The organism is Wandonia haliotis (assembly GCF_039523435.1).
In the GTDB taxonomy this organism is placed as follows: Bacteria; Bacteroidota; Bacteroidia; order Flavobacteriales_D; family Crocinitomicaceae; genus Wandonia; species Wandonia haliotis.
On sequence record NZ_BAAAFH010000022.1, the window covers coordinates 576,782 to 589,996 of the forward strand.

Here is a 13,215-nt window from a genome sequence, read left to right on the forward strand (position 1 = left end):
TACCTTTTTACCGGGAATAATGCACTTTTTTTTGCGAAGTTTAACATGTCCTTAAAAAGAGGAGTATGAGAAATAGATTCAAAAACTTCAACTTATAAAAAGAGCCGGGAAATTCCCGGCTCTTTTTGATCATTATCTCTTGCTTTCTTTACTTAAGATATCTGAAATCCATTCCCGGATAAACAGCTGTATCTCCTAATTCCGCCTCGATACGAAGTAACTGATTGTATTTTGCAATACGATCACTTCTGGATGCTGAACCTGTTTTAATTTGTCCTGTATTTAAGGCTACTGCCAAATCAGCGATTGTTGTATCTTCTGTTTCTCCACTTCTATGGCTCATTACTGAAGTATACTGGTTAGCTGTAGCCATCTGAACAGCTTCGATTGTTTCAGTAAGCGATCCAATCTGGTTTACTTTTACAAGAATTGAATTCGCTGTTCCTGTTTCAATTCCTCTTTTCAGACGTTTTGTATTGGTAACGAACAAATCATCTCCGACAAGCTGAACTTTCTTCCCTAATTCATCTGTCAATTCCTTCCATCCGTCCCAATCATCTTCATCTAACCCATCCTCAATGGAAACAATCGGATATTTAGAAGACCAGTCTTTCCAGAAAGTTACCATTTCTGAAGAAGTACGCTCATCTCCTGTAGATTCAAAAACGTATTTCTTCTTTTCCTTATTATAGAATTCGGAAGAAGCTGCATCCAATGCAATAAACATATCTTTTCCCGGAGAGTAACCTGCTGATTCGATTGCCTGAAGAACCACTTCAATCGCTTCCTCATTTGATCCCAAATTAGGTGCAAAACCACCTTCGTCTCCAACATTCGTACTCATTCCTTTCGACTTCAGGACATTCTTCAGATGGTGAAACACTTCTGTTCCCATACGCAACCCCTCCGAAAACGATGTCGCTCCAAAAGGCATAACCATAAATTCCTGAATATCGATACGATTGTCAGCATGAGAACCTCCATTAAGGATGTTCATCATTGGAACAGGCATTGTAACGGCTCCAACTCCTCCAATATAACGATATAAAGACATATTCGTTTCATTTGCTGCAGCGCGTGCAACAGCCAAAGAAACTCCTAAAATAGCATTTGCACCAAGATTTCCTTTATTCTCAGTTGCATCCATCTTAATCAATAAGGTATCAATTGCTTTCTGATCCAAAACATATTGTCCCTGAAGCGCTTCATTAATTACTGTATTTATATTATTCACAGCATTAAGAACTCCCTTCCCCATGTAGCGTCCCTTATCACCATCACGAAGTTCTACTGCCTCATGAACTCCGGTTGAGGCACCGGAAGGAACTGCTGCTCTACCAAAACCTCCGTTGGTGGTATACACATCTACTTCAACTGTTGGATTTCCACGTGAATCCAGAATTTGTCTTCCAATTACTTTGGCTATGTAAGTCATGATTTGAATGTTTTCATGTTAGAGATAAAGTCATCAAACAGATAACGTGAATCGTGCGGACCAGCAGATGCTTCCGGATGGTACTGTACTGTAAATACCGGTTTTCCTTTCAATCGGATACCAGCTACTGTATTATCATTAAGATGAATATGTGTCAACTCTATAGCACTATGTGCTTCAAGACTCTCATGCGTCACAACAAACCCATGATTTTGTGATGTTATTTCACTCTTTCCGGTGATCAGGTTCTTTATAGGATGATTCAATCCACGGTGTCCATTGTGCATTTTTGCCGTTGTCAGACCTTGACTTAATGCAAAAATCTGGTGTCCTAGGCAGATTCCGAAAACAGGAATATCCCAGTTGATAATTTCCTTAACCAGATTAATTTGTTCCGGCATCGCTGAAGGGTCTCCAGGTCCGTTGGATAACATAACACCATCCGGATTGAATGCTTTTAACTCCTCAATTGAGACCGTCATCGGGAAAACTCTTACAAAACATCCTCGCTCGGCAAGGCAACGTACGATATTCTTCTTTACACCAAAGTCAACTAAAGCAACTCTAAACTCACTTTCTTCGCTACCAACTTCATAACTCTCTTTCGTCGCAACAAATGAAGATAACTCAAGACCTTCCATAGATGGAACTTCCTGCAATCTATTCATAAGTTCTTTTTCATCCAGAATCTCACTTGAAATGATTGCATTCATTGCCCCTTTACTTCTGATATGGCGAACCAAAGCACGCGTATCTACATCAGAAATTCCAACACGTTCCTCTGTTTCCATATAGTCTCCTAAAGAGGCTACTCCTGCTGTACGGGAATATATATCAGAAAACTTTTTCGTAACTAACCCTGCGATTTTCATACCTTCCGATTCTACCTCTTCAGGATGTACTCCGTAATTCCCAATATGAGAAGTCGTCATAACAAGGATTTGTCCATAATATGAAGGATCCGTAAAAACTTCCTGGTAACCGGTCATTCCGGTGTTAAACGCTATTTCTCCTGTGGTTGTTCCGATTTTTCCACATGCAAAACCATCAAATCGGGTTCCGTCTTCCAACAATAAAACTGCGGGTTGTTTTTCGTGCATAAACAGAATTTTTGGCAAAAATAAAACTTAATAATGAGGTAACAAGCAATAACAGACCATAAAAAAAGGCGATACATTGCTGTATCGCCTTTCCTATTTCAAGAATACTATCATTATTCTTTTGTCTCTTCAGTAGCATCTGCTGAATTCTCATCCTCTTTTGCTTCAGGCTGAGTTGCTTCTGTTTCTTCAGTAGCTTTCGCTTCTGCAACAGGAGCTTCATCTTCAGTTTTTGCTTTTTTAGAACGTGAACGACGTGTAGTTTTCTTCTCTGGCTTGTTATCTCCTAACAACAATTCGTTGAAGTCAACCAATTCGATCATACACATTTCAGCGTTATCTCCTAATCGGTATCCGGTACGGATAATACGTGTATATCCTCCTGAACGATCAGCAATTTTAGGAGCTACTTCTCTGAATAGTTCAGTAACTGTTTCCTTATTCTGCAGATAGCTGAATACCACACGACGTGAATGTGTTGAATCCGTCTTCGCTTTTGTCAAAATTGGCTCAATATATGTACGCAATGCTTTTGCTTTCGCCAATGTAGTATTAATTCTCTTGTGCTCGATAAGTGAGCTCGCCATATTAGACAACATTGCTTTTCTGTGAGAAGCTGTTCTGCCTAAATGGTTATTTTTCTTTCCGTGTCTCATGTCAAATCAACTTATTAGGTTGTTAATCTTTATCCAACTTGTATTTAGCAACATTCATACCGAAAGAAAGTCCTTTTGAATCTACTAAGTCTTCCAACTCAGTCAATGATTTCTTTCCGAAGTTTCTAAATTTCAAGAGGTCATTTTTATTGTATGAAACCAAATCACCTAAGGTCTCAACATCTGCAGCTTTCAAACAGTTCAATGCACGTACAGACAAGTCCATATCAACCAACTTGGTTTTCAACAGCTGACGCATGTGCAATGATGTTTCGTCAAACTCTTCTGTTTCTGACTTCACTTCACTATCCAAAGTAATTTTCTCGTCTGAGAACAGCATGAAGTGGTGAATAAGGATTTTCGCTGATTCTTTCAATGCATCTTTCGGATGAATCGATCCGTCAGTTCTGATCTCTAACACCAGTTTTTCGTAATCCGTTTTCTGCTCAACACGGTAGTTCTCTACGTTGAATTTAACATTTTTGATCGGAGTAAAAATCGAATCGATAAAAATCGTTCCGAAAGGAGCTCCGTTCACTTTGTTCTCTTCAGCAGGAACATAACCACGACCTTTAATTATCGTAATCTCCATATCCAGTTTAACAGAAGGCTCCATGTTACAAATAACCAGATCAGGATTCAGTACCTGGAAAGCAGAAGTAAACTTACCGATATCACCAGCTGTAAATTTATCCTGTCCAGAAACAGAAATAACTACAGTTTCGTTATCAGTATCTTCAATTTGCTGCTTGAAACGTACCTGCTTCAAGTTAAGCACAATCTCAGTCATGTCTTCCACTACTCCCTTAATAGTAGAGAATTCATGATCCACTCCTTCGATACGAACTGAAGAAATCGCAAAACCTTCCAAAGAAGAAAGTAAAATTCTTCTAAGTGCGTTTCCTACTGTAATACCATATCCCGGTTCTAGTGGACGGAATTCAAACTGACCTTCGTGTTCATCAGATTGAATCATGATTACCTTATCAGGTCTTTGGAAGTCTAGAATAGCCATTTTAATGCTTTAATTATTATTTAGAATACAATTCGACGATAAGCTGTTCTTTGATGTTCTCAGAGATCATCTCTCTGTTTGGAACATTAACAACAGTACCTGACATTTGAGATGGGTTCCATGTCAACCAGTCATTCGATCTGTTACCTGCAGAAGACAACGAATCAGAAATAGCTTCAAGTGACTTAGACTTTTCTCTAACTTCAACAACATCGCCTGGTTTAAGTGAATAAGAAGGAATATTTACCACCTGTCCATTCACTACAATATGTTTGTGTGTTACCAACTGACGAGCAGCTCTTCTTGATGGAGCTACACCTAGACGGTAAATAACATTATCAAGACGTAATTCACACAATTGCAACAGGTTTTCACCTGTAATACCTTTCATTCGGGTTGCTTTCTTGAACATGTTCGAGAACTGACGCTCAAGAATTCCGTACGTATACTTAGCTTTTTGCTTTTCTGCAAGCTGAATAGCGTACTCAGACTGCTTACCTCTTCTCTTGTTCGGACCATGTTGTCCAGGAGGGTAATTTCGTCTTTCCAATGCCTTGTCAGGACCGAAGATCGGTTCTCTGAACTTACGGGCAATCTTAGATTTTGGACCTGTATATCTTGCCATTTTTCAAAAATTAAGGGGCGGTGTGAATTAAGGTCAACTATCCTTCGACAACCGGGATCCCCATTGTTACTATATAAATTATACTCTTCTTCGTTTTGGTGGACGACATCCGTTGTGCGGTAATGGAGTTACATCAATGATTTCAGTAACTTCAATCCCAGAGTTGTGAAGGGAGCGAATTGCAGACTCACGTCCAGCTCCTGGACCTTTTACATATACACGCACCTTACGTAGACCATTGTCGAAAGCTTCTTTCGCACAGTCTTCTGCAGCAACCTGCGCTGCGTACGGAGTGTTTTTCTTAGATCCTCTGAAGCCCATTTTCCCTGCTGATGACCAGGAAATTACCTGACCAGAATTGTTTGTAAGGGAAATGATGATGTTATTGAAGGTAGCCTGGATATGTGCTTCACCATGCGCTTCAACTTTAACATTCTTTTTCTTCTTCTGATTTGACTTTGCCATAATTAAGCGTTATTATTTAGTTGCTTTCTTCTTGTTAGCAACAGTTTTTCTTCTACCTTTTCTTGTTCTTGAGTTGTTCTTCGTACGCTGACCACGTAACGGAAGCCCTGCACGGTGACGCACTCCTCTGTAACAACCGATATCCATCAATCGCTTGATGTTCAATTGTACTTCAGAACGTAATGCACCTTCTACTTTGATTTCAGCCATTTGTGTACGGATTGCTGCAAGATGCTCATCGTTCCAGTCCTGTACTTTAATGTTTTCATCAACTCCGGCATCTTTCAACACCTTCTTTGCAGTGCTCAATCCGATTCCGTAGATATACGTTAATCCGATAACACCTCTTTTGTTCTTTGGTAGATCTATACCTGCAATTCTAGCCATAATTTAAACTAATTAGCTTTATCCTTGTCTTTGTTTAAGTTTAGGATTCTTCTTGTTAATCACGTAAACTCTTCCTTTTCTCTTAACGATCTTGCAATCAGCAGAACGTTTTTTAACAGATGCTCTTACTTTCATCTCTTTTAATTTTACGATACTCTATTTGTATCTGAACGTTATTCTTCCTTTTGTTAAATCATAGGGAGACATTTCAACTTTCACTCTATCTCCTGGAAGAATTTTAATGTAATACATTCTCATTTTCCCGGAGATATGTGCTGTGATAACATGTCCATTCTCAAGTTCCACACGGAACATTGCATTAGACAATGCCTCCTTAATTACTCCATCTTGTTCTATCGACGCTTGTTTTGCCATAATTAAATACCGGACATTTCTCCTTGTGTTCTTCTACCTCTAACTCTGGTTCCTTCCATCAAACCGTCATAATGACGATTCAACAGATAACTTTCAATTTGTTGCAATGTATCCAATACAACTGCAACCATAATCAAAAGAGAAGTACCTCCGTAGAACATTGCAAATCCATCTGTTACACCTGCTACTTTAGCAAAAGCAGGAATAATTGCAATTAGTCCGAGGAATATCGAACCTGGCAAAGTAATACGCGATACTAACTGATCCAGATACTCTGCAGTTGCCTCTCCGGGTTTAACACCAGGAATAAAACTTCCGTTTCGCTTCATGTCATCAGCCATTTTCTTTGGGTTAATCATAATTGCCGTATAGAAATACGTAAATACGATAATAAGGAAGAACAGTATCAGGTTGTATGTGAATCCATACATATCTCCCAAACCAAAGAATGTTGACGTACCGTCAGAACTTTGCAATAACATAAGAGGTACAGTCATAATTGCCTGAGCAAAAATGATAGGCATTACACCTGAAGCGTTTACCTTAATAGGCAAATACTGACGCGCTCCCTGCTCTGCAACGTTGGTTCTTCCTCCCGCCATTCGCTTAGCAACGTTCATCGGCACTTTTCTGACTCCCTGTACAATCAATACAGTTGCCATAACAATTACCATAAACATTACTAACTCAACAATGATCATAATCGGATTGTCACTCTTTGTTGTCACCTCCTGGATGAAGCTAAGTGGTAAATTGGCAAGGATACCTACAGTAATCAATAACGAAATACCGTTACCAACTCCTTTGTCTGTTATCCTTTCACCCAACCACATTGCAAACATGGTTCCGGCTATAAGCAAAATAACACTTTGAACCCACCATAGAGGAGTCTCGTTGACAATCGAACCATTGATACTCTTCACATATAAACCAATGTACGAAGGTGCCTGAAAAGCACAAATGATAATCGTCAGAATTCGTGTGAAATTATTAATCTTATTTCGTCCGCTCTCTCCCTCGTTTTGCATCTTCTGAACAGCAGGAACTGCCATCCCAAGGAGCTGCATAATAATTGATGCGGAGATGTAGGGCATAATTCCCAAAGCTAAAATAGAAGCATTAGAGAATGCACCACCGGAAAGTAACGAGAGTAATCCCGCCAGACCTCCCTGGTCAGCATTCTGGGCAGCTTCTGCTAAAACAGTGGCATTAACACCCGGCAAAACGATAAACGAACCTATACGAAAAATAAGGATTAGACCCAGCGTCACAAGGATGCGGGATCTAAGTTCCTCTACTTTCCAAATATTCTGTAATGTTTGAAAAAACTTCTTCATTGGATTAAAATAGTTGGCAAAGATAATTAAAGTTCTGTTACATTTCCACCTTGAGCTTCAATAACTGATTTTGCTGAAGCTGAAAATTTGTGTGCGGAAATCTTCACAGCTGCTTTCAATTCTCCTCTACCCAAAATTTTCACTAGGTCATTTCCGGATGCCAAACCGTTAGCTTTGAATACTTCAGGAGTAAATTCAGTGATATTCTTCTTTTCTACAAGACTCTGAATTACATCCAAATTGATCGCTTTGTATTCAACTCTGTTGATGTTCTTAAATCCGAACTTAGGTACACGACGCTGTAATGGCATCTGTCCTCCTTCGAATCCAATCTTTGATTTGTATCCTGAACGAGATTTAGCACCTTTGTGCCCACGTGTCGAAGTCCCTCCGTGTCCGGATCCCTGACCTCTCGCAATTCTCTTCTTTGATTTTACAGAACCACTTGCGGGCTTTAAATTATTCAAATTCATTATTTCTAAACTTTACAGGTTCTACTCTACTACTTCAACTAGGTGTTGAACTTTCTTAATCATTCCAAGAATTTGTGGAGTTGATTCTTTCTCCACAACCTGGTTTATTTTCTTCAGACCAAGCGCCTGTACGGTAGCCTTTTGGTTTTTTGGACGCTTGATGGTACTTCTTACCAATTTAACTTTTACTGTTGCCATAATAACCTTTATTAACCGTTAAACACTTTATCCAAAGTTACCCCTCTTTGCTTAGCAACTGATACTGCATCTCTCATTTGAGAAAGTGCATCAAATGTTGCTTTTACTACGTTGTGAGGGTTAGATGAACCTTGTGATTTTGCCAATACATTGTGAACTCCAACGCTCTCCAATACAGCACGCATCGCACCACCTGCGATAACTCCTGTACCATCTGAAGCTGGCTTCAACAATACGCGTGCTCCAGCGTATTTTCCTTTTTGAGTATGAGGAACAGTACCCTTACGGATAGGAACAGAGATAAGGTTTTTCTTAGCGTCATCAATTCCTTTTTGAATCGCTTCAGTTACCTCTTTCGCTTTTCCAAGACCATGACCTACCATTCCATTCTCGTTTCCAACTACCACGATTGCAGAGAAACTGAAGGTACGTCCACCTTTTGTTACTTTTGTAACACGGTTGATAGCTACAAGCTTATCTTTTAACTCAACATCAACCGCTTTCAAATTATTTACTTTTTCTGCCATGATAATTAGAATTTAAGACCTCCCTCACGAGCGGAGTCAGCCAATGATTTTACACGTCCGTGATACAAGTAACCGTTACGGTCAAATACCACTTTCTCAATTCCTGCCTTCAAAGCTTTCTCTGCCAATTGTTTTCCAACAACTTTAGCCTGCTCAATTTTAGGAAGCTTTACAAGCTCCTCATTTTTGTATGATGATGCTGCTACAAGAGTTACTCCGTTTACATCGTCAATAATCTGAGCATAGATCTGCTTATTACTACGGAAGACACTCAAACGAGGTACATCAGAAGTCCCAGAAATGTTCTTTCTGATTCTTCTTTTGATCTTCGCTCTTCTGATTTCTTTACTGAATGCCATGATTTTTATCTATTATTTTTTACCTGCAGATTTACCAGCTTTTCTTCTGATCTGCTCACCTTTAAACTTAATACCTTTACCTTTATATGGTTCTGGCTTACGGAAAGAGCGGATCTTCGCTGCTACTTGTCCGATCAATTGCTTGTCGTATGATTCCAATGTAATCAACGGAGCCTGACCTTTGACAGTTTCTGTAGATACTTTAATTTCAGAGGGAAGTTCCATTACGATTGGATGTGAGAATCCTAACGCAAGTTCAAGTCTTTGTCCTGCTGCATTAGCACGATATCCGACTCCAACAACTTCCAACTCCTTTTTAAACCCTTCCGATACACCAACAATCATATTGTTGATTAACGCTCTGTACAAACCATGCTTTGCACGGTGAGACGGCGAGTCCGATTCGCGGGTGAACGTGATTGTTCCGTCCTCAACTGCTAATTCAACACAAGCATCAACTTCTTGTGTCAATTCACCTTTAGAACCTTTAACAGTTACAGTTGTACCGTTAACTTTCACTTCAACTCCACTCGGGATTGTGATTGGATTTTTTCCTATCCTTGACATTTCTTATTCCTCCAAATTAATATACGTAGCAAACAACTTCTCCACCTACGTTCTCTTTACGAGCTTCCTTGTCTGTAATAAGACCTTTAGAAGTGGAAATCATAGCGATTCCCAATCCGTTAAGAACGCGTGGCAAACTTGATGCATCGCAATACTTTCTTAAACCTGGTTTACTTACGCGATCCAAACGTGTGATCGCATTTTTCTTCGTTACGGGATTATAACGCAATGCTATTTTAATAACACCTTGCTTTCCATCCTCTTCGAAACGGAAGTTATCAATATACCCTTTATCGAAAAGAATTTTTGTCATCTCTCTTTTCATATTTGAACCAGGGATTTCAACAACTTTATGATTCGCTCTGACCGCATTACGAATACGTGTCAAATAATCTGCTATAGGATCAGTATACATAATTTTCCTATTAATTCAATTACCAACTTGATTTCTTAACTCCCGGGATCTTACCATTCAAAGCCATTTCACGGAATGTTACCCTTGAAATACCGAATTGTCTCATATATCCACGAGGACGACCCGTAAGTTTACATCTATTATGCAATCTTACTTTTGAAGAGTTAGCAGGCAATTTCTGTAATTTCATCATCGCCTCCCACTTCGCTTGTTGCATTTCTTCAGAATCATCGCTAGATTTCAAAATCTTTGTTAATTCTTCACGTGTATTTGCATAGCGAGCAGCTAACCTTTCTCTTTTGCGCTCACGCGCTTTCATTGATTCTTTTGCCATTTTCTTCTATTTTTTTGTGAATGGGAATCCAAAAGCATCAAGCAGCGCCTTTGCTTCTTCGTCGCTATCAGCTGATGTAACAAAAGTAATATCCATACCCATAATACGGTTCACCTTATCGATATCGATTTCAGGGAAAATAATGTGTTCTTTAACACCCATATTAAAGTTTCCGCGTCCGTCAAACCCTTTCACATTTACTCCACGGAAGTCACGTGTACGAGGCAATGCAACAGAGATCAAACGATCCAGGAATTCGTACATTTGGTCACCTCTAAGAGTAACTTTTGTACCGATCGGCATTCCTTTTCTCAATTTAAAGTTTGAGATATCTTTTTTAGATATTGTAGCTACAGCCTTCTGACCAGCAATCATTGAAAGGTCACTAACAGCAGAATCAACCAATTTCTTGTCACCCACTGCGTCACCAATACCCTGGCTGATCACAATTTTCTCAATATGCGGAACAGACATTGGTGTCTTGTATCCGAATTTTTCAGTCAAAGAAGCGATAACTTCGCTCTTATACTTTTCTTTAAGTCTTGGTTGGTAACTCATTACTTAATCTCCTCCCCAGTCTTTTTAGAATAACGTACTAATTTTCCATTTGCGTCTGCGCGACGACCAATACGTGTAGGCTGGCCATCAACAACAAGCAACAAATTGGAAATATGAATTCCAGCTTCTTGTTCAACAATACCACCCTGAGGGTTAGCCGCACTTGGCTTCACGTGTTTCTTAATCACGTTCACACCTTCTACAAGCGCACGGTCCTTCTTTCTGTCAATAGCGATAACTTTACCGCTCTGACCTTTTGATTCACCACTCATTACCTGAACAGTGTCTCCTACTTTAATGTGTAACTTCTTTTGCATGACGTTTACATTTTTTTAGAGCACCTCAGGTGCAAGTGAAACAATTTTCATGTAGTTATTCTCACGAAGTTCTCTCGCGACTGGCCCGAATATACGAGTACCACGCATTTCTCCCGCTTGATTCAAAATAACCACGGCGTTGTCATCGAAACGAATGTAAGAACCGTCAGGACGACGTACTTCTTTTCTCGTTCTTACTACTACGGCCTTAGCAACGCTTCCTTTTTTCACGTTCCCAGAGGGCACTGCACTCTTGACAGCTACAACAATTTTATCACCAACTGAAGCGTATCTTCTTTTCGTTCCACCCAGAACGCGAATACAAAGCACTTCTTTGGCACCGCTATTGTCTGCTACTGCAAGTCTTGATTCCTGTTGTATCATTACTACAAACTATTTAGCTCTTTCAACAATTTCTACTAATCTCCAGTTCTTTGTTTTTGACAAAGGACGAGTTTCCATGATTCTCACAGTATCACCGATACCAGATTCATTTTTTTCATCGTGGGCGACAAATTTAGTAGTTTTTTTTACGAACTTACCATATTTTGGGTGTTTTACTTTTCTTTCTACTGCAACAACTATGGATTTCTCCATTTTATTGCTAGTAACAACACCGATTCGCTCTTTTCTTAAATTACGCTTCTCCATTATCAAGCTTATTTAATTACTAGGCCTTACGCCTGTTTTTGTCTTTTTGTCAACTCAGTATTCAAACGAGCTACGGTTTTGCGAATTTCACGGATCTGCATTGGGTTTTCCAATGGAGAAACTACGTGTGTCAACTCTAGTTTCTGCAACTGATCTTTAAAGTCCGCGATTCTTTCCTGTAGATCGCCATCTGATAGTTGTACGATTTCTTGCTGTTTCATAACTCGTTATTATTTAGCAGTTGGAATAACATAATCGTTTCTAACTACAAACTTACATTTAACGGGAAGTTTCTGAGCTGCCAAACGCATTGCTTCTTTGGCAGTTTCATAAGGTACACCGTCTGCTTCAAACATAATACGTCCAGGTTTCACAACTGCTACCCAGTGACTAGGAGCACCTTTACCTTTACCCATACGTACCTCTGCTGGTTTTGCAGTAACCGGTTTGTCCGGGAAAATACGAATCCAGACTTTACCTTCCCTTTTCATATAACGTGTAACGGCGATACGTGACGCTTCAATCTGACGAGAAGTGATCCATCCCGGCTCAAGCGCTTTCAAACCGAAGGAACCGAAAGCGATTTGTCCTCCACGATGTGCAAGACCTCTATTTCGTCCTTTCTGTGCTTTTCTAAACTTCGTTCTTTTTGGCTGTAACATTTTACCAAGTTTTTACAGGTTGTAAAACCTAATTACTTTTTCTTTCTTCTCCCACCTTTTGGTGCCTGACGACCAGAAGTTCCGGCTCCTGACCCTTTAGCATTTTGTCCGATGTTCGGAGAAAGATCTCTTTTACCATAGACTTCACCTTTACAGATCCAAACCTTAATACCGATTCGACCGTAAGTTGTGTGAGCCTCCGACAATGCATAGTCGATATCTGCACGGAATGTATGCAACGGTGTTCTACCATCTTTATACATTTCATCACGCGCCATCTCAGCACCGTTAAGACGTCCGGAAATTTTCACCTTAATCCCTTCAGCACCCATACGCATTGTTGATGCGATAGCCATTTTAATCGCACGACGGAAAGAAATACGCGCTTCAATCTGACGGGCAATACCATCTGCCACTAATCGTGCATCCAATTCAGGACGTTTGATTTCAAAGATATTAATTTGAATATCCTTTTTTGTCAGCTTCTTAAGCTCTTCTTTCAGTTTGTCAACCTCTTGACCACCTTTACCGATGATTACACCCGGACGAGCCGTGTTGATAGTAACGGTTACCAACTTAAGTGTACGCTCAATAATTATCTTAGAGATACTCGCTCTGGATAAACGAGCCTGAAGATAACGACGGATCTTGTGATCCTCAAGCAATTTATCGCCATAGTTATCTCCACCATACCAATTAGACTCCCATCCGTGGATGAAACCTAGTCTATTTCCGATTGGATTCGTTTTTTGTCCCATG

The 13,215-nt window shown here is 39.8% G+C and carries 24 protein-coding genes; all 24 read right to left on the reverse strand.

Annotation, left to right across the window (positions count from 1 at the left end):
* Window positions 1–148 precede the first annotated feature (148 nt).
* Window positions 149–1,435, reverse strand: a complete 1,287-nt coding sequence (eno, locus tag ABDZ97_RS15265; protein WP_343789681.1) for a phosphopyruvate hydratase — start codon at window positions 1,433–1,435, stop codon at window positions 149–151.
* Window positions 1,432–2,535: a glutamine-hydrolyzing carbamoyl-phosphate synthase small subunit gene (carA, locus tag ABDZ97_RS15270; protein ID WP_343789685.1), complete on the reverse strand. Its 1,104-nt coding sequence runs from the start codon at window positions 2,533–2,535 to the stop codon at window positions 1,432–1,434. The genes eno and carA overlap by 4 nt, the downstream gene beginning before the upstream one ends.
* 113 nt (window positions 2,536–2,648) lie before the next feature.
* A complete protein-coding gene (rplQ, locus tag ABDZ97_RS15275; protein ID WP_343789688.1) occupies window positions 2,649–3,191 on the reverse strand; it encodes a 50S ribosomal protein L17 in 543 nt (180 codons plus the stop codon).
* A gap of 22 nt (window positions 3,192–3,213) precedes the next feature.
* Window positions 3,214–4,206: a DNA-directed RNA polymerase subunit alpha gene (locus ABDZ97_RS15280; RefSeq protein WP_343789691.1), complete on the reverse strand. Its 993-nt coding sequence runs from the start codon at window positions 4,204–4,206 to the stop codon at window positions 3,214–3,216.
* Window positions 4,207–4,222: 16 nt separating this feature from the next.
* On the reverse strand, window positions 4,223–4,831 hold the full coding sequence (rpsD, locus tag ABDZ97_RS15285) for a 30S ribosomal protein S4 (RefSeq protein WP_343789694.1): 609 nt from the start codon (window positions 4,829–4,831) through the stop codon (window positions 4,223–4,225).
* Between the two features lie 78 nt (window positions 4,832–4,909).
* The gene (gene rpsK / locus ABDZ97_RS15290) at window positions 4,910–5,296 is read right to left on the reverse strand and encodes a 30S ribosomal protein S11 (RefSeq protein WP_343789698.1); all 387 of its coding nucleotides are present in this window, start codon (window positions 5,294–5,296) and stop codon (window positions 4,910–4,912) included.
* A 12-nt stretch (window positions 5,297–5,308) separates the two neighbouring features.
* Window positions 5,309–5,683: a 30S ribosomal protein S13 gene (gene rpsM, locus ABDZ97_RS15295; RefSeq protein ID WP_343789701.1), complete on the reverse strand. Its 375-nt coding sequence runs from the start codon at window positions 5,681–5,683 to the stop codon at window positions 5,309–5,311.
* 18 nt (window positions 5,684–5,701) lie between these two features.
* Window positions 5,702–5,818, reverse strand: coding sequence for a 50S ribosomal protein L36 (rpmJ, locus tag ABDZ97_RS15300; RefSeq protein ID WP_090248872.1), 117 nt, complete (start codon window positions 5,816–5,818; stop codon window positions 5,702–5,704).
* Between the two features lie 21 nt (window positions 5,819–5,839).
* A complete protein-coding gene (infA, locus tag ABDZ97_RS15305; protein ID WP_343789708.1) occupies window positions 5,840–6,058 on the reverse strand; it encodes a translation initiation factor IF-1 in 219 nt (72 codons plus the stop codon).
* Between the two features lie 2 nt (window positions 6,059–6,060).
* Window positions 6,061–7,395, reverse strand: a complete 1,335-nt coding sequence (gene secY, locus ABDZ97_RS15310) for a preprotein translocase subunit SecY (protein WP_343789711.1) — start codon at window positions 7,393–7,395, stop codon at window positions 6,061–6,063.
* A gap of 26 nt (window positions 7,396–7,421) precedes the next feature.
* Window positions 7,422–7,868: a 50S ribosomal protein L15 gene (rplO, locus tag ABDZ97_RS15315; protein ID WP_343789715.1), complete on the reverse strand. Its 447-nt coding sequence runs from the start codon at window positions 7,866–7,868 to the stop codon at window positions 7,422–7,424.
* A 21-nt stretch (window positions 7,869–7,889) separates the two neighbouring features.
* Window positions 7,890–8,066, reverse strand: a complete 177-nt coding sequence (rpmD, locus tag ABDZ97_RS15320) for a 50S ribosomal protein L30 (RefSeq protein ID WP_343789718.1) — start codon at window positions 8,064–8,066, stop codon at window positions 7,890–7,892.
* 11 nt (window positions 8,067–8,077) lie between these two features.
* Window positions 8,078–8,593: a 30S ribosomal protein S5 gene (gene rpsE, locus ABDZ97_RS15325; RefSeq protein ID WP_343789721.1), complete on the reverse strand. Its 516-nt coding sequence runs from the start codon at window positions 8,591–8,593 to the stop codon at window positions 8,078–8,080.
* A gap of 5 nt (window positions 8,594–8,598) precedes the next feature.
* A complete protein-coding gene (gene rplR, locus ABDZ97_RS15330; RefSeq protein ID WP_343789724.1) occupies window positions 8,599–8,952 on the reverse strand; it encodes a 50S ribosomal protein L18 in 354 nt (117 codons plus the stop codon).
* Between the two features lie 12 nt (window positions 8,953–8,964).
* Window positions 8,965–9,519 (reverse strand): 50S ribosomal protein L6, encoded by a 555-nt coding sequence (gene rplF / locus ABDZ97_RS15335; RefSeq protein ID WP_343789727.1) that lies wholly within the window; start codon window positions 9,517–9,519, stop codon window positions 8,965–8,967.
* 16 nt (window positions 9,520–9,535) lie between these two features.
* Window positions 9,536–9,934, reverse strand: a complete 399-nt coding sequence (gene rpsH, locus ABDZ97_RS15340; protein ID WP_343789730.1) for a 30S ribosomal protein S8 — start codon at window positions 9,932–9,934, stop codon at window positions 9,536–9,538.
* Between the two features lie 19 nt (window positions 9,935–9,953).
* Window positions 9,954–10,268, reverse strand: a complete 315-nt coding sequence (gene rpsN, locus ABDZ97_RS15345; protein ID WP_343789733.1) for a 30S ribosomal protein S14 — start codon at window positions 10,266–10,268, stop codon at window positions 9,954–9,956.
* Between the two features lie 6 nt (window positions 10,269–10,274).
* Window positions 10,275–10,826: a 50S ribosomal protein L5 gene (gene rplE, locus ABDZ97_RS15350; protein WP_343789736.1), complete on the reverse strand. Its 552-nt coding sequence runs from the start codon at window positions 10,824–10,826 to the stop codon at window positions 10,275–10,277.
* Window positions 10,826–11,143: a 50S ribosomal protein L24 gene (gene rplX, locus ABDZ97_RS15355; RefSeq protein ID WP_343789739.1), complete on the reverse strand. Its 318-nt coding sequence runs from the start codon at window positions 11,141–11,143 to the stop codon at window positions 10,826–10,828. Before rplX ends, rplE begins: the two co-directional genes overlap by 1 nt.
* 15 nt (window positions 11,144–11,158) lie before the next feature.
* Entirely contained in the window at window positions 11,159–11,527 is a 369-nt protein-coding gene (gene rplN / locus ABDZ97_RS15360; RefSeq protein WP_343789742.1) for a 50S ribosomal protein L14, read from the reverse strand.
* A gap of 9 nt (window positions 11,528–11,536) precedes the next feature.
* Window positions 11,537–11,794, reverse strand: a complete 258-nt coding sequence (gene rpsQ, locus ABDZ97_RS15365; protein ID WP_343789745.1) for a 30S ribosomal protein S17 — start codon at window positions 11,792–11,794, stop codon at window positions 11,537–11,539.
* Window positions 11,795–11,820: 26 nt separating this feature from the next.
* The gene (rpmC, locus tag ABDZ97_RS15370; RefSeq protein ID WP_343789748.1) at window positions 11,821–12,015 is read right to left on the reverse strand and encodes a 50S ribosomal protein L29; all 195 of its coding nucleotides are present in this window, start codon (window positions 12,013–12,015) and stop codon (window positions 11,821–11,823) included.
* Window positions 12,016–12,024: 9 nt separating this feature from the next.
* Window positions 12,025–12,456: a 50S ribosomal protein L16 gene (gene rplP / locus ABDZ97_RS15375; RefSeq protein ID WP_343789751.1), complete on the reverse strand. Its 432-nt coding sequence runs from the start codon at window positions 12,454–12,456 to the stop codon at window positions 12,025–12,027.
* 32 nt (window positions 12,457–12,488) lie between these two features.
* Window positions 12,489–13,214: a 30S ribosomal protein S3 gene (rpsC, locus tag ABDZ97_RS15380; RefSeq protein WP_343789754.1), complete on the reverse strand. Its 726-nt coding sequence runs from the start codon at window positions 13,212–13,214 to the stop codon at window positions 12,489–12,491.
* Between the last annotated feature and the right edge of the window lies 1 nt (window position 13,215).

Coding starts and splice junctions, on each gene's coding strand:
- rpsN (WP_343789733.1), bottom strand. CDS start 10,268: ATGGCAAAAGAATCAATGAAAGCGCGTGAGCGCAAAAGAGAAAGGTTA.
- rpmD (WP_343789718.1), bottom strand. CDS start 8,066: ATGGCAACAGTAAAAGTTAAATTGGTAAGAAGTACCATCAAGCGTCCA.
- rplN (WP_343789742.1), bottom strand. CDS start 11,527: ATGATACAACAGGAATCAAGACTTGCAGTAGCAGACAATAGCGGTGCC.
- rplP (WP_343789751.1), bottom strand. CDS start 12,456: ATGTTACAGCCAAAAAGAACGAAGTTTAGAAAAGCACAGAAAGGACGA.
- rplE (WP_343789736.1), bottom strand. CDS start 10,826: ATGAGTTACCAACCAAGACTTAAAGAAAAGTATAAGAGCGAAGTTATC.
- rplX (WP_343789739.1), bottom strand. CDS start 11,143: ATGCAAAAGAAGTTACACATTAAAGTAGGAGACACTGTTCAGGTAATG.
- rplO (WP_343789715.1), bottom strand. CDS start 7,868: ATGAATTTGAATAATTTAAAGCCCGCAAGTGGTTCTGTAAAATCAAAG.
- rpsE (WP_343789721.1), bottom strand. CDS start 8,593: ATGGCAGAAAAAGTAAATAATTTGAAAGCGGTTGATGTTGAGTTAAAA.
- rpsM (WP_343789701.1), bottom strand. CDS start 5,683: ATGGCTAGAATTGCAGGTATAGATCTACCAAAGAACAAAAGAGGTGTT.
- infA (WP_343789708.1), bottom strand. CDS start 6,058: ATGGCAAAACAAGCGTCGATAGAACAAGATGGAGTAATTAAGGAGGCA.
- rpsH (WP_343789730.1), bottom strand. CDS start 9,934: ATGTATACTGATCCTATAGCAGATTATTTGACACGTATTCGTAATGCG.
- rpsK (WP_343789698.1), bottom strand. CDS start 5,296: ATGGCAAAGTCAAATCAGAAGAAGAAAAAGAATGTTAAAGTTGAAGCG.
- eno (WP_343789681.1), bottom strand. CDS start 1,435: ATGACTTACATAGCCAAAGTAATTGGAAGACAAATTCTGGATTCACGT.
- ABDZ97_RS15280 (WP_343789691.1), bottom strand. CDS start 4,206: ATGGCTATTCTAGACTTCCAAAGACCTGATAAGGTAATCATGATTCAA.
- rplQ (WP_343789688.1), bottom strand. CDS start 3,191: ATGAGACACGGAAAGAAAAATAACCATTTAGGCAGAACAGCTTCTCAC.
- rpsC (WP_343789754.1), bottom strand. CDS start 13,214: ATGGGACAAAAAACGAATCCAATCGGAAATAGACTAGGTTTCATCCAC.
- rpsD (WP_343789694.1), bottom strand. CDS start 4,831: ATGGCAAGATATACAGGTCCAAAATCTAAGATTGCCCGTAAGTTCAGA.
- rpmJ (WP_090248872.1), bottom strand. CDS start 5,818: ATGAAAGTAAGAGCATCTGTTAAAAAACGTTCTGCTGATTGCAAGATC.
- rpmC (WP_343789748.1), bottom strand. CDS start 12,015: ATGAAACAGCAAGAAATCGTACAACTATCAGATGGCGATCTACAGGAA.
- secY (WP_343789711.1), bottom strand. CDS start 7,395: ATGAAGAAGTTTTTTCAAACATTACAGAATATTTGGAAAGTAGAGGAA.
- rplR (WP_343789724.1), bottom strand. CDS start 8,952: ATGGCATTCAGTAAAGAAATCAGAAGAGCGAAGATCAAAAGAAGAATC.
- rplF (WP_343789727.1), bottom strand. CDS start 9,519: ATGTCAAGGATAGGAAAAAATCCAATCACAATCCCGAGTGGAGTTGAA.
- rpsQ (WP_343789745.1), bottom strand. CDS start 11,794: ATGGAGAAGCGTAATTTAAGAAAAGAGCGAATCGGTGTTGTTACTAGC.
- carA (WP_343789685.1), bottom strand. CDS start 2,535: ATGCACGAAAAACAACCCGCAGTTTTATTGTTGGAAGACGGAACCCGA.